This window comes from Micromonospora sp. DT41, assembly GCF_049841715.1.
Lineage (GTDB): Bacteria > Actinomycetota > Actinomycetes > Mycobacteriales > Micromonosporaceae > Micromonospora > Micromonospora profundi.
In genome coordinates, this window is sequence record NZ_JBNCKU010000001.1 from 15678 (window position 1) to 35509 (window position 19832).

Below are 19832 nucleotides of genomic sequence, written 5' to 3' on the forward strand. Positions count from 1 at the left end.
CGGGAATCAGGCGGACGCCACGGCGGCGTCCACCACGGGTAGGAAGTCGTCGACGCGTACGCCCAGGCCCCGCCGTTCGGCGGTGGCGCGGACGTGCTCGGCGAGCGCGAGGTCCAGCACGCCGAGGCCGAACGGGGACACCACCACCGGTACGTCGTCCACGGGCAGCCGCGTCTGGCCGCCGGCCAGCGCGCCGATGGTGGCGTGGATGAAGTCCCGGCCGCCGGTGAGCTGCTCGGCCAACTGCAACGAGGTGCCCTCGCGGCAGGCGTGGTCGGCGTCGTCGACCACGTTGCGCGCGGCCAGCAGACCCTCGGGAAGCAGGTCGCGCAGGGACAGGTGCAGCACTACCGCGCCGGGCTGGCAGGCGGCCAGGTCGAGGTGGGGTTCGGTGGCGGTGGTGGCGATCGAGGTCAGCCGGTGCGCGGCCAACGCCTCCTCGGCGGTCCCGGCCAGTGTCGTCGGCGTACCCGGCAGCAGCGTCCGGGCTGTCTCGGCGAAGGCCTCGGCCCGGCGCGGGTCGGTGTCGAACAGCGTCAGCGCCGGCGGCGGGGCGACGGTGCCCGCCACGAACCGCAGCACCTGCTGGTTGATCAGGCCGCAGCCGATCAGGGCCAGGCCGTCCGGGCGGCGGTGCGCGGTGAGCAGGCCGGCGGCGAGCGCAGCGCTCGCCGCGGTACGCCGGGCCGAGATGACCGACCCCTCGATCAGCGCCACCGGGTGGCCGGTACGCATCGAGTTCAGCAGGATGGCCGCGCTGGCCCGCTCCAGCCCGGAGGCCAGGTTGCCGGGGAACGAGGAGATCCACTTGATGCCGCTCACCGGTGAATCGGCGCCGAGGTAGGCGGGCAGGCCGATGATGCGGTCGCGGGGTCGCTGGGGGAAGCGCAGGAAAACCGAGTGCGGCAGGCTCGTGCGGCCCTGCTCGTGCAACAGGTACGCGTTCCGGACCAGATCCACCGCCCGGGCGTCGTCGCCGTCGAGGATGTCCCGCACCACAGCCCTACCGATGATCAGCACGTAGCGTCCTTCCACAGGTGGGTGATCTCCCCGAAGTGCCCGGACACCCATTGATCGGAATAGATCGTGTCGAGGTAGCGATCGCCGTTGTCGGGCAGAATCAGCACCGCGGTGGCGCCCGCGGGGATGTCGGCCATCCGTCGGCGCAGCGCGGACACCGTGGCGCCGGAGGACCCGCCGGCGAGGATGGCCTCCCGGTGCAGCAGCAACCGGCAGCCGACCACGCAGTCCAGGTCGGAGACGTGCATGATCTCGTCCGGGGTGGCGTCGACGGCCAGCGGCGGCACTACCGAGGCGCCGTGCCCGGGGATCAGCCGGGTCGCCGGCTCGTCGCCGAAGATGGCGCTGCCCACCGCGTCCACCGCCACCACGCGCGTGGAGAGCCCGTGGTCGCGCAGGTAGCCGACGCAGCCGACGAGCGTCCCGCAGGTGCCGGTGGAGCAGAACAGATAGTCGATCTGACCGTCGAGCGCTGTCACTATCTCAGCCATCGTCTGCCGCTGCGCGGCGGCGTTGAGCGGATTGGCGTACTGGTCCGGGCGGTAGGCGTGCGGGACCTGCTCGCACAGCTCGCGGACGCGACGCTGTCGGGCCGGCAGGTACTCGCCGCTGACCGGGTCGGGGTGCTCGACCATCTCGATCTCCGCGTGGTACGCGGTAAGGATCGCGAGGTTCTGCCGGGTGGTCTTCGGGTCGACAACGCAGATGAACCGGATCGCGTAGTACGCACAGAACTGGGCCAGGCCGATGGCCAGGTTGCCCGAGCTGGACTCGACGACCACCGATCGGCCGGGCACCAGCTCCCCGGATTCGACCTTGGCGCGCAGCATGCTCAGCGCGGTGCGGTCCTTGATGCTGCCGCCGGGATTGAAGCGTTCGAGCTTGACGAACAACCGGGAGGGGAACTCCGGAAACAACCGGACCAGCTGTACCAGCGGTGTGTTCCCGACCGTCGAGAGGATGCCCTCGCGCACCGTTCCTCCCTCCACAAGTGACCTACCAATGCCAGGGACGTTGTCAATCAGCGCTATACCGCCCCTATACCTGTGCGTCGGGCGGCCATATCGGGCCTGGATCCGGCCGGCGACGGGGGTCGCGCCAGCCGGATCCGGCCCGTGCGGCGGGAGTGCCGGCCCTGCGGCACGGGGGAACCGCGGGCCACGCCGCACCGGTCTATCGGGTGCCGAGCGCCAGCAGTTCGCGCAGTTCGGCCTGGTCGACCATCGGTGCCAGGGACACCACCGTCTCCGGCGCCGTGCAGGCCACCCGCAGCATCTGGAGGAAGTGCCCTGCCAGCCGCTGCACTGTCGCCTCGTCGAACAGGTCGGTGTCGTAGCCGAACTCCGCCTGGAGCCGGCCGTCCTGGTACTGGGTGAGGGTCGCCGACAGGTCGAACTGCCCCTCGTCGTACGGGATGTCCAGCAGCCGGATCTGGTGCCCGGCGAACGCGTGCCGCCGGGTGGTGTAGTTGTCGCCGTGCTGGTGGGCCAGCAGGGTGACGGTCACCCGCACCGGCGGGTCCTGGTTCCGCCGGCCCGACCGCAGCAGCGGGAACGGGTAGGCGGCATGGGCCACGGCGTCGGTCAACTGTCGGCCCGCCGCGCTGATCGCCGTCGCGAACGTGGTGTCCGCGTCGAACGACCCCCGCAGCGCGATCGTGTTGATCAACATGCCGACCACCCCCCGCAGCGCCCGTCCCCGCCGCAGCGAGGCCGGACAACCGACGGTGAGCTCCCCCAGGCCGGTGTAGCGGTACATGGTCGCCTGGAACGCGGCGAGCACTACGGCGTACGGCGTCACCCCTGCCGCCGCCGCGGTCTCCCGCAGCCGGCCGGCGAGGTCGTCCGTGAGGTCCTGACTGAACGCGCCGCCCCGGAACGAGCGCACGGGCGGACGGGGCCGATCGGTCGGCAGGGTGGCCGCAGTGGTGCCGTCGCAGACCTGATCCCAGTAGGCGCGCAACCGCTCGCCCCGCTCGCCGGACAGGGCCGCCCGCTCCCGGTCCAGGAAGTCGTCGTAGCTACCGGAGACCGGCGGCAACTCCACCGGCCGACCGGCCTGCAACGCCCCGTACGCGGCGTCCAACTCCTGCCAGACGATCCGCTGCGAGTGGAAGTCGGTGGCGATGTGATGGATCACCACCACCAGCACGCAGTCGGTGCGCCGCCGCAGCAACGCCACACGCATCGGACCGTCCTGTGCCAGCCGTAGCGGCTGGTCGCCGAACTCCTGGCAGCGGCGCAGCAGCCCGTCGTCGTCCAGGTCGGCAACATCGTGGATCTCGACCTCGCACCCGAGGTCGGGATCGACGACCCGCACCGGTCCCTGCTCCGTCTGCACGAATCGGGACCGGAGCATGTCGTGCCGTGCTCGCACCGCCGCCAACGCCCCGCGTACCAGGTCGGGGTCGAGCACCGGTTCGACGTGCAGCCCGTGGACCACGTTGCTGGCCGGGCTGTCCGGGGCCAGCCGGTGGACAAGCCACAGCGCCCGCTGTCCAACCGACAGCTCCCGGACGTCCTCGGTCACCCCGAAGACCTGGCGGAGAGCACGAAGTCGCTGAGGTCCTGGACCTTTGTGAAGCTGCCGACCAGCTCGTCCGGCACCTCGATGTCGAAGTGGGTCTCCACGGCGGCGAGCAGGTCGACGAGCTTGAGGCTGTCCAGCCCGAGGTCGACGAACGTGTCGCTGGCGTTGATCTCCCGGTCGACGTCGTCGGTCATCAGCTTGCGGGTGAGCGACACGACGTCGAGGGACACCTGGTTCACGGTCATCGTCATGGTGCTTGTCCTTTCGTAGGAAGGGGATCTTGATCGAAGTGGGTCAGGGCATCCGGATGATCTGACCGGCGTAGGCGAGTCCCGCCCCGAAGCCGAGGAGCATCACGCGGTCGCCGGGGCTGGTCCGGCCGCTCTCGTGCAGCCGGCTGAGCGCCAGCGGCACCGACGCGGCAGAGGTGTTGCCGGTGTCGACGATGTCCTTGGCGACCTTCTCGTCAGGGATCTGGAGGATCTCGGCCAACTGGTCGACGATGCGGAGGTTCGCCTGGTGCGGCACGAACCAGTCGATGTCCGACAGCTCGATGCCGGCGAAGGCGCACACCTTGCGGGCCACCCTCGGCACGTTCTTCGTCGACCAGCGGTAGACCAGCGGGCCGTCCATCTTGGCGAACTCGCGGCCGTTGGCGTCCCACTTGGTGCCGAGGATGTCGGCCCGCGAGCCGTCGCTGCCCCACACGGTCGGGCTGATCCCGTCGACCTCCGACGGGGAGACCACAGCGGCACCCGCACCGTCACCGAAGATGACGTACGTCGCCGGGTCCTCCGGGTCGATGAAGCGGCTCAGCTGTTCCGCGCCGACGACGAGCACGTTGCGGGCGCTGCCCACCCGGATCTCGTTCGCCGCGAGCCCGATCGAGTACGCGAAGCCGGCGCAGGCGGCGTTCAGGTCGAACGCGCCGGTGGTGGTGATGCCGATCCGGCTGGCCACCTCGGGTGCCCCGCCCGGGATGCGGTCCTTCTTCGTCGCCGAGGCGAGGATGACAAGGTCCACGTCGGCGGGGTCGACGTTCGCCATCGCCAACGCCTTGCCGCCGGCCTCGGCGGCCATCATCGTCACGGATTCCTCCGGCCCGGACCGGTAGCGCGACCGGATGCCGGTCCGCTCCTCGATCCACTCCGGAGTCACGCCTGCCTCTCCGGCGATCTCCTCGTTGGTGATCAGTCTGCTCGGCCGGTACGCCCCGAGCCCGGTGATTGCCGCACCTGTCATCTGTGCCATCGCCTCCTCCGCACCACGCCTGCTCGGCGTCCTGGTGACACCGTCCGGAGGCAGTGTTGGGCGGGGCTCTCATAACTTCTCTACATCGCGCCCGGTATGGAAAAGAGATAGCCCGGCCCCGGACCGTACGGCGGATGTGTGTCGCCGCAGGCTGGCACGCCGATTCCGAGGGAGCACGCATGGAGGAGTTCCGAGGCAGGGTCGCGGTCGTCACGGGTGCCGGTTCGGGCATCGGCCGGGCGCTGGCGGTCGAGCTGGCCGCGCAGGGCGCCCGGCTGGCCCTCTCCGACGCGGCGGAGGCGGGTCTCGCTCAGACCGCGGCGAGCTGCGCCGCGGTAGGGGCCGAGGTCCGTACCTACCGGCTCGACGTCACCGACAGGCAGGCGGTGCAGGCCCACGCCAAGGAGGTGCGCGCCGACTTCGGCGGCGCCGACCTGGTCATCAACAACGCCGGGGTGACCCTGCTCGCCTCGATCACCGAGGCCAGCTGGGACGACATGCGGTGGGTGCTGGACGTCGACTTCTGGGGCGTCGTCAACGGCACCCAGGCGTTCCTGCCGCTGCTCGTCACCTCGAAGGGCCACCTGGTGAACATCTCCAGCATGTACGGGTTGACCGCGGCGCCGGCGCAGAGCGCGTACAACGCGGCCAAGTTCGCCGTCCGCGGTTTCACCGAGGCGGTGTTGCAGGAGATGCGGGTCGGGAACGTGCCGGTGCGGGTCAGCTGCGTCTATCCGGGCAAGGTGCGTACCGACATCTTCAGCAACGCGCGGGCGGCGAAGGGGCTCGGCTACGGCGGGGTCCGGGAGCGCTACGCCCGGGAGGCGACGACCTCTGCCGAGCAGGCCGCACGGCTCATCCTGCGCGGCGTCCGGCGCAACCGGGTGAAGATCGTCGTCGGGTCGGACGCCCGCCGGGCCGACCTGCTCACCCGGCTGCTCGGCACCGTCTACGCCCGCTTCACCGCGCGCCGGGTCCGGACGCAGGCGAGCCAGGTCCGCCTGGAGGCCATGCGGACCCGGCTCGCGGCACAGCGAGTCAGAACGTCAGACCACCGTCAACCGTGACGACCTGACCGGTCAGGTAGGAGGCCCGCTCCGAGAGCAGGAACGTCACCACCGGGGCGACCTCCTCCGCCTGGCCGAGCCGGCCGAGCGCGGCCCGCTGCTGGACGCCAACGGCCAGGCCAGCTGGCAGGTCGTTGAGCATGTCGGTCTCGATGAAGCCCGGCGCCACGGCGTTGACCCGGATTCCGTACGGGCCGACCTCCTTCGCCAGCGCCTTCGTGAAGCCGATGATGCCGGCCTTCGACGCCGAATAGTTGGTCTGGCCCGGGCTACCGGTGATGCCCGCCACCGAGGAGACGGTGACGATGCTGCCACCCCGTCGCCGCATCATCCGGCGGATCGCCGCCCGGCACACGTTGTAGACACCTCCGAGGTTGACGTCGATAACCGACCGCCAGTCCTCGTCGGCCATCATCGCCACCGGCCGGTCGCGGATGATCCCGGCGACGGTCACCAGGGCCGCGAGCTCGCCGAAGTCCCGCTCCACCTCGGTGACGAACTCGCGTACCTGCGCGGAATCGGCGACGTCCACCTGCCGGGCCAGCACCCGGGCACCGGTCTCCAGCACCTCCGCTGCCACCTTCTCGGCGGCCTCCCGGTTGCTCTGATAGCAGAAGGCCACGTCGTACCCGTCTGCGGCGAGCTGCCGGACCACGGCCCGGCCGATCCCTCGGGATCCTCCACTGACCAGGGCGACCGGTCGTCGGTTCTCACTCATGTCTGCTCCTTGACGTCGGAGACCCCGGCCAGGACGGCGGGGCGAAGCGCAGCCGCCGGGCGCACCGCGCCAACCAGGCGACCGACCTGCATGACCACCTCGGTGCCGACCACGCTCTCGCCCCGGACGAAACCGGTGTCGGCGATCAACCGGATCAGCTCGACGCGGTGCTCGACCGTCTCGCCCGGCAGCACCGGCCGGCCGAACCGGATCCCCTCGAAGGCGCCCGCGATGGGCACCCCGTCGGTCAGCACGTCGGGCATCGGCCGGTCGTGCCTGATCAGCACCAGCGCGGCCTGACCCCACGACTCGAGCAGCAGCACGGCTGGCAGCGGCCGGGTCCCGGTCACCGTGTAGCTGCCGACCAGCCGACGCCGGGGCACGATTTCGCTGACCCGGTCGACAAGGAGCATCGGCGGTCGGTGTGGGATGAGCCGTCGAATGTCGTCGCTGTCGAGCATCACGGGGTTCCTTCCTGATAGCGCAACACCACCTCGGCGGCCGGTACGCCGGACACGGCGACCGTGCCCCGACGTATCCCGCCGTCGCAGCGGATGGTGATGACCAGCTCGTCGTCGAGGTCGATCGTTCGGAGGAACCGGCAGGACACCAGCTCGGCGAGGATCTCCGTCGGCATCGCCGCGAGGACGGCGCGGTGCACGTACTCGACGATGTAGACACCGGGCAGCAGGGGGAATCCGGGATAGTGCCCGGCGAAGACCGGGTCGTCCCGGTCGGGCCGGACTCGACCGACGATCTCGTCCCCGCTTGCGTGGTCGAGGTCGATCCGCGCAGTGGTCGCGCACTCGGGCGGAATCAGGATGGTCACCCACCGACCGTGCCGGTACCGGCTATATCTTCTCCATACGCCGGGAGTTCTGCGGAGCCGCCGGGGTTCCGCAGGCGTGGCTATGCCGACAGTGCCGATCGGGCGGTGACCATGCGGTGGTCCGACGGGTCGGCCTTCTCCCGCGCGAAGACCCGCACCAGATCGTGGAAGCGGTGTCGTTGCCGCCGCCCGCCGTCCGAGCCCGCGATCTCCAGCAGCCGGGCGTCGACAAGGCTCTCGGCCACCTCCTCCCCCACCCGGGGCGTCACGCCGAGCACCCGGGCGGCGGCTCCGATCGGGAAGTCGACAGTGTTCAGCAGGGCCAGCCGGCGCAACGCGACCTGGCTCTCGGCCTCCAACTCCTGATAGCTGCCCTCGATGCGGGCCCGCACGTCGAGCGTCCCCAGCCGCAGTTCGTTGAGGCGGAACCGCTCGTCGGCCAGCCGCTGCGCGAGGTACCGCAGGGACCAGTGCGGTCGGGCGATGAGCCGCGCCGCGGCCACCCGGATGCCGATCGACAGCCGCCCGCACAGTTGCACGATCCGGTGTGCGGCGCCGGGCTCGGCGGCCACCCGTGACGAGCCGACGATCGTGGCGAACAGCTCCAGCGCCTGCGCCGGGTCGAGGATGCCCACCTCGACGCGGGTAACGCCGGGAAGCTCGGAGAGGCGACCACGACAGGTAAGGATCACCCGGCAGGACGGGTCACCGGGCAGCAGCGGGCGGACCTGCGGATAGCTGGCGGAGTTGTCGAGCACCACCAGGACCCGGCGGCCGGCCAGCTGGCTGCGGTAGAGGCACTCGCGTTCGTCGAGGCGCTTCGGAATGGCCTCCTCGGTGTTGCCGAGGCTCCGCAGGAACCAGCCCAGCACGTCACCAGGGTCGATGGCGTTGCCCCGGGTGCCGCCGAGGTCGGCGTAGAGCTGCCCGTCCGGGAAGTCGTCACGGCACAGGTGCGCGGCCCGCAGTGCCAGCGACGACTTTCCGACGCCTGCCATTCCGGTCAACAGCGTCCGCTGTGGAGCGGGTGGCGACGTCTCGGCGAGCAGCCCTGCCAGCTGGCGCAGTTCCTGTTGCCGGCCGCAGAAGTCGTGCGCTCCGGGCGGCAGCATCGCCGGCCGGACGTCGCGCCAGCCCGGTCCGGCTCGCGGTGCGACAGCGACGTCGGGCATCCCGGGGCGTGCCAGCACCATCTGGTACGCCTCGGCCAGCGCCGGCCCCGGATCGGCACCCAACTCGTCGGCGAGGACCCGCCTGCCCTCGTGGTAGACGGCAAGCGCGTCGGCCTGGCGGTCACACCGCAGCAGCGTGGTGATCAAGTGACTGCGCAGCTGCTCGTGCAGCGGCTGTGCGGCGACCAGGTCGCTCAGCTCCACCACCAGATCGGCCTGCCGGCCCAGCATCAGGTCGGCAGTGATGCGATCCTCCAGAACCGCCATGCGCCCCTCGGTCATCCGGGGCGACTCCGCCTCGACGAGGTAGTCGGTGACGTTGGCGAGCGTCGTTCCGCTCCACAGCGCCAGCGCCTCGTGCAGGTCCCGCGCGGCCTCCTCGTGCCGGCCGGAGCGCAGTGCGTCCCGTCCCAGCCCGCCCAGCCGCTCGAACTCGTCGATGTCGAGTCGGCTGTCCCCGGTCCGCAGCAGGTACCCGGACCACTGCCGGACGATCTCCACCTCGTCGCCGAGATATTTCCGCAGCCGGGAGACGTAGTTGTAGAGCTGAGCGGCGAACGTCGCAGGCGGGTTCTCGTCCCACAGCAGCTGACAGAGCCGGGTGTCGGAGACGATCCGTCCTCGGGCGAGCAGGAGGACGGCCAGGACCGTGCGCTGTTTGGCGCCGTCCAGCGCGACCTCGACGCCGTTGCGCCAGGCGCTCACTGGTCCCAGTACGCGAAACTCCATAGTCGCTCCGATCGGGTCAGCCCATCGAATAGTCGGAGGGTCGACCACCGTCGTGTGTCGACGCATCTGTGCCGGGCACCCAAGTTCCGTGGTCCACACCTGCGCCTATGTCGCCACGCCACCGACACCGGCGCCCGTTCCAGCCCTCTGAAAGGCCGTCACGGACTGTCATGCGGGTTGCATCGGAGAGTGCACGGACTGCCGCGACCAGCCGGGCCGACATGAATTTGGGTGGATCCCACGCATGAGTTGTCGGCCGCCACTTGGCACCCTCAATTCGATGAACACCACGGACGCCGACGGCCCACCCAGCCTCGCTCCAGCCGAGTCGCCCCGACTCCACCGGAGCTGGTGGGCGCGCGGTCTGGCGCTGCACGAGCGGGTGACCGCCGGCGGCGGCACCGAACCGGTCGACGCCGGGCGGCTCGGGCACGCGCGACAGCGGCTGGACCTGTGGCGGGCCGACCGTGGCCCGGAGCTGGACATCCGGCTGGGCGAGCTGGGCGTCGACGAGGACCTGTTGCTCACGTACCTCGCCGAGGAGGACGGTCAACTCGCCGCGCGGGTCGACCCGCCGCCCTGGGCGGTCCTTATCGAAGCCGCGGTACGTGCCGCCGCGCGGCCTCCGTCGGTGCCGGTCGCCGCTGACTGGAGAGCGGCGTTCGCCCTGCCGCTGCGTCCGTTGGTCGACCAGGCACGGACCCGCTTCCGCCGGGACGCCGTCCCGGTGACCGACGCCCACGTCGACCTGGGTGGGCTGGATGCCGCGTTGGCGGCCACACTGGAACGGCAGCTGGCCGCGCTGGCCGCCCGTACCTTCGTCGAGGAGCTGCACCGTCGCCGGACCGCAGGCCTCCTCCATGGCGCCGACAGTCGCGCCCGATTCGTCGACTTCGTTCGCCAGCTCGGCACCCCGGCGGGGCTGGCCGCGCTGTTCACCGACCTTCCGGTCCTGGCCCGCCTGCTCGGGCAGGCCACCGCGCACGCCACCGACGCGATGCTGGAACTACTCGCCCGGTACACCGCCGACCGGGACCGCCTGGTCAAGGACCTCCTGGGCGGCACCGACCCCGGCCCACTTGTGGCCGTCGACGACAGGCGGGGTGACTCGCACCGGTCCGGCCGGACCACCACCGTGATCCGGTTCGCCGACGGCAGGCGGTTGGTCTACAAGCCTCGGGACCTCACCCACGACGATCGACTGGCGGCCTTCGTCGGCTGGATGAACCGGATGGTGCCCGCCGTCGCCATGCGGACAGCCGCCAGTCTGGTCCGCCCGGAGTACGGCTGGACCGAGTTCGTGATCGCGGCACCGCTTGCCGACCCGGACGGCGCGGACCGCTTCTATCGACGGCACGGCGCGCTGCTGGCGCTCGCCCACGCGCTCAACACCACCGATCTGCACTACGAAAACGTGATCGCCAGCGGCGAGGACCCGGTGGCCATCGACGTCGAGACGTTGTTCAGCCCCAGCTGGCGGCCCGCGACCCCGAGCGGCGATCCAGCCGCCGACCTGCTCTCCGCCTCGGTGCACCGCACGGCGTTGCTGCCGCTGATCGTCGTCGGTGAGCAGGGCATCATGGACCTGTCCGGCGCCGGCGGCGACGAGGGCAGGCAGAGCCCGGTCAGTCGCATCGACTGGGCTGACCCGGGCACCGACCGGATGCGCCTGGTACGCCGCGCGGCCACCTTCGACGGCGCCTCGAACCGGCCCCGGCTCGGCGACCGGGTGATCGATCCGGAGGACCACGAGGCTGCAATGCTGGAAGGTTTCCGGCTCGGCTACGAAGCGATCGAGGCACATCGCGGGGACTTCACCCAGCTGGTCGAGGCGTCGTCGGCAATGACGGTGCGACTCGTCGTACGGCCCACCTGGGCCTATCGGACGCTGCTCGACGAGGCCACCCACCCGAGCCTGCTGCGCGACGGTCTGGACCGGGACCGTTTCCTCGGGCAGCTCTGCGGCCGGACCACACTGCCCGGCGACCCGGTGTTCGCGCGCCACGAGATCGTCGCGTTGTGGCGCGGTGACGTGCCGTACTTCCACGCCCGGGCCGACGCTTCCGTCCTGGCCGCCGACGGCGAGCCGACCGCGGTGCCGCTGCACCGCAGCGGCGTCGGCGCGGCACTGGACCGGATCGCCGGGCTCGGCGAGGCCGACCGGCAGGACCAGGAGTGGGTCATCATGGCCAGCCTGGCCACCCGCCGACCGGCTGGCACGCATGGCGACGCGGCGCCGATGCCCGGGCCGTCGCACGGCACGGCCGCCCCACCCGAACGGCTGGTCTCGGCAGCCTGTGCGATCGCCGACCAGCTCGTCGCCCGTGGCGCACCGGGTCGGGACCGGGTGAACTGGCTCGGCCTGGAGCTTGTCGACAACCGGCAGTGGCTGCTGCTGCCGATGGGCGCCGGCCTGGCCAACGGGTACCTCGGCGTGGCGCTCTTCCTCGGCCAGCTCGCCCAGGTCAGCGGTGTCGCCCGATACGGTGACGTGGCCCGTCGGGCGGTCGCCGCGACGCCGGGGCTGCTGCGCCTGCTCTCGGACCGCCCGGAGTTGGTCACCGCGATCGGCTGTGGTGGGCTGCACGGCCTCGGCGGAGTGGCCTACGGGCTGGCTCGGCTGGCAGTGCTGCTCGACGACGCGGAGATCGGCCGGTGGGTCGACATGGCGGTGGAACTCGCCGAGGTCGCGGTCGCCGGCTCCACCACCGACGACTGGGCCATCGGCCGGGCCGGCTGTCTGGCCGCGATGACCTCGATCCACGCCGAGCTGGGTAACGACCGGGCGGCGGCGCTGGCCCGGACCTGCGCCGACCAGTTGGCCGCCTCGTCCGCACTCGATCACCCCGCCAGTGCGGCAGGCTTCGCCGACGGGACGGCCGGCATCGCGTACGCCCTGCACCGGTTCGTCGACGTCGGCGGCGGTTCGCCGCAGCACGCGGACGCCGCACGGAAGGCCCTGCGGCACGCCCAGCAGGCCCCGACCGACTCGTCCGGCTGGTGTGCCGGTGTCTCCGGCCTGGCTCTCGCCCTCGCCGGCCGGCACGACGCCGACGCGAGCCCGGAGGCGCCAGCCGACCTCGTCCGGCGGCTGGCCGAACGGCCGCTGTCCCGCGACCTGAGCCTCTGCCACGGCGAGTCCGGCGTCGTCGAGGCGCTGACGGTGCTGGCCGCAGGGCCGGCCGGCGCTGCGGCTGCCACCGCGCAACGGCAGCGGACGACCCTGATCCTCAACTCCCTTCAATGGCAGAATCGCTACTGCGGCACACCCGACGGCGTGCTCACACCGGGGCTGCTGACCGGGCTCGCCGGCATCGGCTACGGACTGCTGCGCTCCGCCCTGACCACGCGGATACCGTCCGCGTTGCTCCTGGAACCCACCCCGCAGCCAACCGGTCCCGGCTGGCTGTCGCTCACCAATCCCTTCATCCCGAGGAGAGAAGAACGATGATGTCGCACCAGCCCACCACCGACCTCGCCGACACCGACCACGCCGAGGCGTCGCACCCCGCCGGTGAGCCGCACGTAAGCCCGGTTGTCGCCTTCGGCCTGCGTACGGCGGCCCTCGCCGGCCTGGCCGTCCCGGTGGGGCTCCTGATCGGACACCTGGTCGCCGGCGATGCCGGCGCCTCCGCGGACTCCGCCGTCCCGCTCGCGCTCACCACCTGCTGCCCCACGTTCCCCGTGTGACCCAGGGCGGAAACCGCCCGGTCAGCGCGGCGATCGGTCCGGTCGGACGATAATCTCGCCGGGCCCGGTGCGCCTGCTGGTGGACCCTGGTTATCGATGAAGTGCCTCGCTATCGTTGCCGCCGTGCAACGATCCCGCGTCCTGGTAGGCCGAGATTCGGAATTCGGTGTGCTGAGCGGAATGATCGAGGCTGCCCGCGTCGGTCACGGAGGCGCGGTCTTCATCGTCGGAGAGGCCGGCGTCGGCAAGTCGCGGCTCGCCGCCGCGGCCGCCGAGGCCGCCTACACCGCCGAGATGAGCCTGCTGCGGGGGCGGGCCAGCGCACTCGGTGCCGGGGTACCACTGCGGCCGCTCACCGAGGCGGTGCTCTCCCTGCTGCGTTCGGCCACCGTGGACGTCACGGCGCTCGGCCCGTACGGTCCGATCCTCGGCCGGTTGGTGCCCGACTGGGGCACTCCCCTCGGCGATCAGGAGACCGGCTCAGTGGTGATCCTGGCCGAGGCGGTGCTCCGGCTGACCGGTCTCGCCGGTCAGGAGCGCGGGTGCCTGATGGTCCTGGACGATCTCCAGGACGCCGACGCCGAGACGCTCATGGTTGTCGAATACCTGATCGACAACCTCGACCAGCAGCCCACGCTGCTGGTCGGGGTCATCCGGGCCGACGACTCCCCCGCGCTGGAGGTCGCCCGGGCGGCGGCCCGCCGTGGCCGGTGCACGGTTATCGAGTTGGACGGGCTCCGGCCCGAGGACCTGCGGGCCATGGCCGGGGCGTGCCTGGGCGTGGCGGCAGACGAGCTGCCCACGGCTGCGGCCGAATTGCTCTGGGGAGGCAGTGGCGGCAACCCTTTCCTCATCGAGGAGATCCTCGCGGCGATGGTGGAGAACGGGTTGCTCCGGCACGGCCCCCAGGGGTGGCTTGTCGCTCCGCAGGCGCCCGCCACCCTGCCCGCCGCGTTCGCCAGGAGCATGGCGCACCGGATCGAGAAACTCAGCCCGCCGGCCCGGGAGCTGCTTTCCTGCGGCGCCCTGATCGGGCAACGCTTCTCGGTGGCGGTGGTGCAGACGGCGACCGGGCTCAGCGACCGTGACCTGCTCAACCACCTGCACGGCGACATCGTGGCCCAACTTGTGGCGCCGGACGACCAGTTGACCGACTGGTACACCTTCCGGCACCGGGTCACCCACGAGTCGCTGCTCGCCCTTGTCGAGCCGGCCGACCGGCGGCGGTTGGCCCACACCGTCGCCGAGGCCGTCGCGAAGGTCCACCCGGAGTTGCCAGGTGAGTGGTGTCAGATCTCCGCCACCCTGCGCGTCGAGACCGGCGACACCCTGCTTGCCGGTCGGCTCTTCGCCGAAGCCGGCCGCAGAGCCCTCGCGCAGGGAGCCGCCACCTCGGCCGTCGCCCTCCTCGACCGGGCCTGGGAACTCCAGGCCGACGGGTCGGCCGAGGCCCGCGCCGACACCCTGGAGACGCTCCTGCAGGCCCTCGGCGAGGCCGGCCTGGTCCGGCGGGCACTGGAGCTGGTCAACAGTCCGGACCAGGTAGCCGGTCTCCCCGCCCGACGGCAGGCCAGGCTGCACACCCGGCTGGCCTGGACCGCGGTGGTGGCCGGGGAGCTCACCGACGCGCTGGCCCAGGTGGAGATCGCCCGTGAACTGCTCGGCCCGGACCCCGCGGCCGAGGACGAAGCTCCTATCGACATCGTCGCCGCACACCTGGCCCTGGACACGCCGGGGCGGGACCAGTTGGAGGTCGCCGAGGCCCTGGCCCGCAGGGCCGCCACGGTCGGCGCCGCGGTGCCGCTGCCGGTGGTGGCCTGCCAGGCCTGGCAGTTGCTCGGGGCGCTCGTCCGGCACCGCGACCCGGCCGAGGCCACCCGCTGCCTGGAGCAGGCCCGGTCCATCGCCGCCGAGCACGGCCTTCCGATCTGGGAGGTCCACGCGCTGATCCGGCTCGGCAACGACGACGCGTTGCTGCACGGCGAGCTGGACCGGCTGGAACAGGCCCGGGAGCGGGCGCTGCGGGTCGGTGCGGTGACCGCCCGTCAGCAGGCCGAGGCGAGCATCGCGCTGCACCTGATCATGCGCGGCGACTACCCGGCCGCACAGGACCTGATCGACCAGGTCCGCACCGCGACGACCCGCCTGAAGTTGATGGAGACCACGCAGTACGTGCTTCTGCTCAGTGCGGTGCTCGCCGCCCATCAGGGCCGGCGGGTCCAGATGCAGGAGGCGCTCGCCGACTTCCGGCACTGGGGCGGTGACGAGAGCCTGCACGCGCAGCGGGTCCACGGGCTGGCCGGCACGTTCTGCGCGCTGCTGGAGGAGGACCGCCCCAGGGCGCTGGAGGAGTTGTCCCTGGCGGTACGGGCGGAGGAGACCAACCCGACCGTGTTCCACCTCGGTGGGCGGCTCGGCCTCCAACTGCTGTTGCGGGCGATGGCCGGCGAGGTCAGCTTCGCGGCGTACGACGCGATCGTCGGCACACCGGCGAGCCAATTGCGATGGGACCGGCAGTTCGCGCTCTTCGCCCGGGCGGTCCTGCTCGGCCGCGCAGGTCAGCACGACGCCGCGACCGCCGCGGTGGCCGAGGCGATGGAGGTCGGCGCGCTGTACGCGATGGGGCGGCACCTCGCCCTGCGGCTGGTCGCCGAGGCGGCGCTCGCCGATGGCTGGGGCACGCCCGTGGAGTGGCTGCGCGCCGCCGAGGACTACTTCCACCAGGCGAACGTCGCACCGGTCGCCGGGGCGTGCCGCACGCTGCTGCGCCAGGCGGGCGCGCGGATCGCCCAACGTCGGCGCGGCGCCGGGGAGATCCCACCTGAGCTGCGGGCAGCGGGCGTGACGGTACGCGAGTGGGAGGTGCTGCGGATGCTCACCGGCCGGCTGAGCAACCGCGAGATCGCCGAGCGGTTGCACCTGTCACCACGCACTGTGGAGCGGCACGTCTCCAGCCTCATCACCAAAACGGGGCAGCCGAACCGGATCGCGTTGAGCGATATCGCTACCGACTTCGACGCGGGCTGACGCCGTTGTGGGGTGGCCCGGGGGCCGGCCCTGTCGGACCGACCCCCGGGTACGGGTCAGCTACGCAGGCTCCACTGCTGGTTGGCGCCACCGTTGCACGACCAGAGAATGATCTTCGTGCCGTTGGCGCTGGCGGCGCCGTTGGCATCCATGCAGAGCCCCGACTGGGCGTTCGTGATGGTGCCGTTGCTGTTGACGTTCCACTGCTGGTTGAGCCCGCCGTGACAGTCCCAGATGATGACAGCGGTGCCGTTGGCCGTGCCCGCCCCGGAGGCGTCGAGGCACTTGTTGCCGTACACGGTCAGCTGCTTGCCGGTGGTGTGGGTCCACCGCTGGTTCGTGCCGCCCGAGCAGTCCCAGATCTGCGTCTGGGTGCCGTTGGTGGTCGTCGAGTTGGGTACGTCGACACAGCGACCGGACTGGCCACCGACGAGCTGCCCGACCCGCTGGCCACCGCCGCTGCCCGGCTGCCTGACGAGCGATGTCGACTCGGCTGACCGGTTGCCCTGGGCGTCGAGCACGTAGAGCCGGTACTCACCCTGGGCAGTCGGCACGGCGATGGAGGTGGCGGTGCCGGCTGCGCTTGTCATAGTGGGGCCGGCGGCGAACGTGGTCGTGCCGGAGGGAGCGAGCCAGACCGTCCTTGTGGCGTCGCCGGTGCTGCGGATCGGGATCGACGACGCCCCGCTGCTGACCACGGTGCTCGCCGGCAGGACGTAGTTCGGCACTGAGAGATTGCTGGCCGGAATGATGTCCCGGTACGAGTCCTCAAGACCGGAGCTCACTGCGATGCCGTAGGCAGCGGCCGGCCAGACGTAGTCGGAGGAGACGAGGATGTCCTGGACAGTGCTGTTCGGGAGGTTCTTGTTCGAGACCTTGTTGATGGGGCCGTAGGTCTGCGTGATGCTCAGGTCGTGCTTTCGTCCGAAGTCGTCGGAGTTGATGAGCCACGTGACGTTCTTGTCCACGCTCAGGACGTTGTCGCGGAACGTGATGTACGCCGACCCCTCGTCCGGGTGCAGGCCGTACTTGTGACCGGACGGCACGCCCTGGAGATAGTTGTTGGTGATCGTGGTACCCGGCTGGGCGCCCAGCGTGTAGATCGGGGCGGTGTCGCTGAGCCGCTGCACAGTGTCGATGATGTGGTTGTAGCTGATCGTGTTGTTACGGGCCGTCGTGGTGGGCCGGTTGGGCGCGATCGAGCCCGATGACCCGTCGAAGTTCCACCAACCCCAGCCGAGTGTGATGCCCGACCAGGGAGCCTTCTCGATCCGGTTGCGCTGGATCGTCAGGGTGTCGACGAAGTACGCCGAGATGGGGCTGTGCCCGTTGAACAGCACGGCGCTGTCGTACAGGTAGTTGTTCTTGATGTCGATGTTCTTGGGCAATCCCTCGACCTGCGCGGAATACTTCTCGCGGTTTGTCGAGGTGTGGTCGCCGATGTAGACGTGCTGGGGATGGCCCACGCTGATGGCTGAGCCGGCGATGTCGTTGGTGTAGTTCCCGATCAACTGCGTGCCCTGCACGTCGTTGACCATGCTGATGCCGTCGGCGCCGGTGTGCTGGATGCGGTTGCGCTGCAACAGGATCCCGTCGGCGTTCTGCACCTGGATGATGCCGGGCGTCACGTCGACGTTGCGGTAGTAGTAGACGTGGAAGTTGCCCTTTGCGTACGCCTGGGCGCCGAGGTTGCCCTGCTGCGCCTGCTTGAAGGACGAGCCGGCGACGTTGAACAGGTTCCAGTCGGAGTGCTGCACCGTCAGCCCGGAGAACGTGATGTTGCGGGCGTGGTTGCTCGTCGAGGTGCCGGCGACCCGCAGCAGGGTTGTCACGTTGTTCGGCGCGTACACCGTCGCTGTTGCCATATTCTCGGAGCTGGCCTTGTAGTAGTAGACCGTCTTGCTGCTCTTGTCGTAGTAGAACTCGCCGGGCGCGTCGAGGAACTCGTAGGCGTTCATGACCTTGTGGGTGCCGCCCACCTGGGCATTGCCGTTGAACGCACCCTGGGCGATGGCCGCACCGGGCTGCTGGAACAGGGCGACCCGGTTGGCGCCGTCGGAGCTCGTCGTCACCTGACGGACACCCACCAGGGCCGTGGTCCAGGTGGTGCCTGTCTCGATCTCGATGTCGTCCTGGTTGCGGGCGATGGCAGGGAAGTCGCTCAGGCTGTACTTGGCGCCGTCGCACTGCGACCCCGACTCCCAGGCCCAGTCGGCCTGGCCAGCGGTGATGGTGTACGTCCCGTAGCAACCGCCCGAGCTGATCGTCTTTGACGCCATGAAGGCACGCTTGTCGTTGACGTAGAGCGCGCGCAGCTTGTTGGCCCGGTCCAGAGGCGCCTTCCAGATGTTGCCGCTGTGCTGGGTCCACCCCGTCACCTGGACGCCGCCGTCGAGGACCGGCTTCTCGCTGCCGTACGCCGCGTAGGCGACCCGGAAGCCGTTGGTGCCCGAGTCGGCGGCGCCGAACTCGACGGTGCTGCCGATCGGGTAGGTCCCGCCGCGCAGGTACACGTTGATGTCGCCGGTCATGCTCGCGTTCACCGTACGGACGACATCGCGAGCGCGTTGCACGGTGCGGAACGGGGACTGGAGCGTGCCGGGGTTGGCGTCGTTGCCGTCGGGGGCGACGTAGTAGGTCTGCTGGACCGCCGCCGAGGCAGGCGTCGGGCTCGTCAGCACGGCGGGGAATGCCGCGGCGACGAGCACCGCGACCGCCAGGAATGACCTTCGAGCGGTGGATGCGAGTGACTTCACGAACTGTTCCTCTCACTTGCCGTCGACAGTGGACCCCGTTCTTATCGAGCGACGAGCACGGAACAGCGACGCCATCAAGGGTCGGCGGGCGACTGCTGTCCCCCGACCGCAACTTTGCCAATCGCTACGAAAGTCTTCCCCGGAGCGTAGGTCACACGTGTGACGTCTGCAACCTTTGATTCGGGGTCGTCAATGCGCAAAACGCAGCAGAATTGGACAGAGCATCCAGCGCGTCCATCAGTCCGCTCTGGATCATCCGATGATTGGTCGACAGCTCCCAGCGGCGCCCTACTACCGGCTGACGACCCGGTCTCACGTCAGGTGCCGGACGAAGAACCGGTTCCCGGCGTCGCCCTCGAACTGCGGGACGCCGGTGTGCCCGCCCATGTTGGCGTGCAGCGTCTTCTCCTTGGAGCCGAAGGCGTCAAACAGGTCCAGGGCCATCTGCCTGTCGTTCCCCTCGTCGTCCCACTGCAACAGGACCTGCAGCGGAATGGTGACCTGCCGGGCCTCCGCGAACATCGAGCGGGGCACGAAACTCCCGGCGAACAGGAGGGCCGCCGAGATACGCGGCTCGACCACCGCCAGCCGGAGGCCGATGGCGATCACCCCTCCCGAATACCCGACCGGACCGCCGATCTCGGGCAGCGCATGGAGGGCGTCCAGGGCGGCCCGCCATTCCGGGACGGCCTTCTCGACAAGCGGAAGGACAAGCCTGTCGACGATCTCGTCACCGACCGGCTCGCCGGACTCCAGCGCCCGGCGCAGGTCGGCGCGGGCCTGCTCGACGGCGGCGGAACGGGGCCGGTCGCCGGCTCCGGGAAGCTCGATGGTGGCCGAGGCGAAGCCCTCCGCAGCAGAGTGTCGCGCCCGGGCCACCAGTCGGGGGTACATCCTGTGCAGTCCGCCGGGGTGACCGACCAGGATCAGCGGCGCCGGTGCAGGTGCGGATGCGGGCGTCCACAGGATGCCGGGGATCTCACCGAGGGTGAACCCGCGTTCGAGGACACCGTCGTCGATGCGTCGCTCAGAGGTGAATTGCAT

Annotated in this window: 15 protein-coding genes; 4 read left to right on the forward strand and 11 right to left on the reverse strand. The window is 70.6% G+C overall.

The genetic code is table 11. The annotated features are described in order from the left end of the window. Nucleotides 1-6: 6 nt before the first annotated feature. The 5 genes from sbnB to ACLQ23_RS00040 all read right to left on the reverse strand — a co-directional run bounded on the left by sbnB (nt 7) and on the right by ACLQ23_RS00040 (nt 4800). Nucleotides 7-1020 (reverse strand): 2,3-diaminopropionate biosynthesis protein SbnB, encoded by a 1014-nt coding sequence (gene sbnB, locus ACLQ23_RS00020; protein WP_355592115.1) that lies wholly within the window; start codon nt 1018-1020, stop codon nt 7-9. Next, nucleotides 1014-1982, reverse strand: a complete 969-nt coding sequence (gene sbnA, locus ACLQ23_RS00025; protein ID WP_355592461.1) for a 2,3-diaminopropionate biosynthesis protein SbnA — start codon at nt 1980-1982, stop codon at nt 1014-1016. The genes sbnB and sbnA overlap by 7 nt, the downstream gene beginning before the upstream one ends. Nucleotides 1983-2193: 211 nt before the next feature. Beyond that, nucleotides 2194-3549 (reverse strand): condensation domain-containing protein, encoded by a 1356-nt coding sequence (locus ACLQ23_RS00030; RefSeq protein ID WP_355592117.1) that lies wholly within the window; start codon nt 3547-3549, stop codon nt 2194-2196. Continuing rightward, nucleotides 3546-3800, reverse strand: coding sequence for an acyl carrier protein (locus ACLQ23_RS00035; protein WP_425735980.1), 255 nt, complete (start codon nt 3798-3800; stop codon nt 3546-3548). The genes ACLQ23_RS00030 and ACLQ23_RS00035 overlap by 4 nt, the downstream gene beginning before the upstream one ends. Before the next feature lie 43 nt (nt 3801-3843). Next, nucleotides 3844-4800 (reverse strand): beta-ketoacyl-ACP synthase III, encoded by a 957-nt coding sequence (locus tag ACLQ23_RS00040; protein WP_355592121.1) that lies wholly within the window; start codon nt 4798-4800, stop codon nt 3844-3846. Between the two features lie 179 nt (nt 4801-4979). On the opposite strand from ACLQ23_RS00040, the gene ACLQ23_RS00045 reads away from it, so the two are divergent. Next, nucleotides 4980-5867, forward strand: coding sequence for an SDR family NAD(P)-dependent oxidoreductase (locus ACLQ23_RS00045; protein ID WP_355592123.1), 888 nt, complete (start codon nt 4980-4982; stop codon nt 5865-5867). Here the strand turns inward: ACLQ23_RS00045 and fabG are convergent. The 4 genes from fabG to ACLQ23_RS00065 all read right to left on the reverse strand — a co-directional run bounded on the left by fabG (nt 5839) and on the right by ACLQ23_RS00065 (nt 9315). Further along, entirely contained in the window at nt 5839-6585 is a 747-nt protein-coding gene (gene fabG / locus ACLQ23_RS00050; protein ID WP_355592125.1) for a 3-oxoacyl-ACP reductase FabG, read from the reverse strand. The two genes, ACLQ23_RS00045 and fabG, sit on opposite strands and share 29 nt — an antisense overlap. After that, nucleotides 6582-7046 carry a 3-hydroxyacyl-ACP dehydratase FabZ family protein gene (locus ACLQ23_RS00055; RefSeq protein ID WP_355592127.1) on the reverse strand — a complete coding sequence of 155 codons (465 nt, stop codon included), beginning with the start codon at nt 7044-7046 and terminating at the stop codon, nt 6582-6584. Before ACLQ23_RS00055 ends, fabG begins: the two co-directional genes overlap by 4 nt. Next, a complete protein-coding gene (locus tag ACLQ23_RS00060) occupies nt 7046-7414 on the reverse strand; it encodes a hypothetical protein (RefSeq protein ID WP_355592129.1) in 369 nt (122 codons plus the stop codon). Before ACLQ23_RS00060 ends, ACLQ23_RS00055 begins: the two co-directional genes overlap by 1 nt. A gap of 80 nt (nt 7415-7494) precedes the next feature. Next, complete coding sequence (locus ACLQ23_RS00065; protein WP_355592131.1) at nt 7495-9315, reverse strand: AfsR/SARP family transcriptional regulator; 1821 nt, start codon at nt 9313-9315, stop codon at nt 7495-7497. Nucleotides 9316-9595: 280 nt separating this feature from the next. Here ACLQ23_RS00065 and ACLQ23_RS00070 point away from each other — a divergent pair, with 280 nt between their 5' ends. The 3 genes from ACLQ23_RS00070 (at nt 9596) to ACLQ23_RS00080 (ending at nt 16032) form a co-directional block, all read left to right on the forward strand. Continuing rightward, nucleotides 9596-12766, forward strand: coding sequence for a type 2 lanthipeptide synthetase LanM family protein (locus ACLQ23_RS00070; RefSeq protein ID WP_355592133.1), 3171 nt, complete (start codon nt 9596-9598; stop codon nt 12764-12766). Then, nucleotides 12763-13005: a hypothetical protein gene (locus ACLQ23_RS00075; protein WP_355592135.1), complete on the forward strand. Its 243-nt coding sequence runs from the start codon at nt 12763-12765 to the stop codon at nt 13003-13005. Before ACLQ23_RS00070 ends, ACLQ23_RS00075 begins: the two co-directional genes overlap by 4 nt. A gap of 180 nt (nt 13006-13185) precedes the next feature. Continuing rightward, the gene (locus tag ACLQ23_RS00080) at nt 13186-16032 is read left to right on the forward strand and encodes an AAA family ATPase (protein WP_425880333.1); all 2847 of its coding nucleotides are present in this window, start codon (nt 13186-13188) and stop codon (nt 16030-16032) included. Nucleotides 16033-16088: 56 nt separating this feature from the next. Here ACLQ23_RS00080 and ACLQ23_RS00085 read toward each other — a convergent pair whose 3' ends face one another. Both ACLQ23_RS00085 and ACLQ23_RS00090 read right to left on the reverse strand, forming a co-directional pair. Next, entirely contained in the window at nt 16089-18788 is a 2700-nt protein-coding gene (locus ACLQ23_RS00085) for an RICIN domain-containing protein (protein ID WP_355592139.1), read from the reverse strand. Nucleotides 18789-19100: 312 nt separating this feature from the next. After that, nucleotides 19101-19832 carry an alpha/beta hydrolase gene (locus ACLQ23_RS00090; RefSeq protein ID WP_355592141.1) on the reverse strand — a complete coding sequence of 244 codons (732 nt, stop codon included), beginning with the start codon at nt 19830-19832 and terminating at the stop codon, nt 19101-19103.

Coding starts and splice junctions, on each gene's coding strand:
- ACLQ23_RS00035 (WP_425735980.1), bottom strand. CDS start 3,800: ATGACGATGACCGTGAACCAGGTGTCCCTCGACGTCGTGTCGCTCACC.
- ACLQ23_RS00040 (WP_355592121.1), bottom strand. CDS start 4,800: ATGGCACAGATGACAGGTGCGGCAATCACCGGGCTCGGGGCGTACCGG.
- ACLQ23_RS00045 (WP_355592123.1), top strand. CDS start 4,980: ATGGAGGAGTTCCGAGGCAGGGTCGCGGTCGTCACGGGTGCCGGTTCG.
- fabG (WP_355592125.1), bottom strand. CDS start 6,585: ATGAGTGAGAACCGACGACCGGTCGCCCTGGTCAGTGGAGGATCCCGA.
- ACLQ23_RS00055 (WP_355592127.1), bottom strand. CDS start 7,046: ATGCTCGACAGCGACGACATTCGACGGCTCATCCCACACCGACCGCCG.
- ACLQ23_RS00065 (WP_355592131.1), bottom strand. CDS start 9,315: ATGGAGTTTCGCGTACTGGGACCAGTGAGCGCCTGGCGCAACGGCGTC.
- ACLQ23_RS00070 (WP_355592133.1), top strand. CDS start 9,596: ATGAACACCACGGACGCCGACGGCCCACCCAGCCTCGCTCCAGCCGAG.
- ACLQ23_RS00075 (WP_355592135.1), top strand. CDS start 12,763: ATGATGTCGCACCAGCCCACCACCGACCTCGCCGACACCGACCACGCC.
- ACLQ23_RS00080 (WP_425880333.1), top strand. CDS start 13,186: ATGATCGAGGCTGCCCGCGTCGGTCACGGAGGCGCGGTCTTCATCGTC.
- ACLQ23_RS00090 (WP_355592141.1), bottom strand. CDS start 19,832: ATGCAATTCACCTCTGAGCGACGCATCGACGACGGTGTCCTCGAACGC.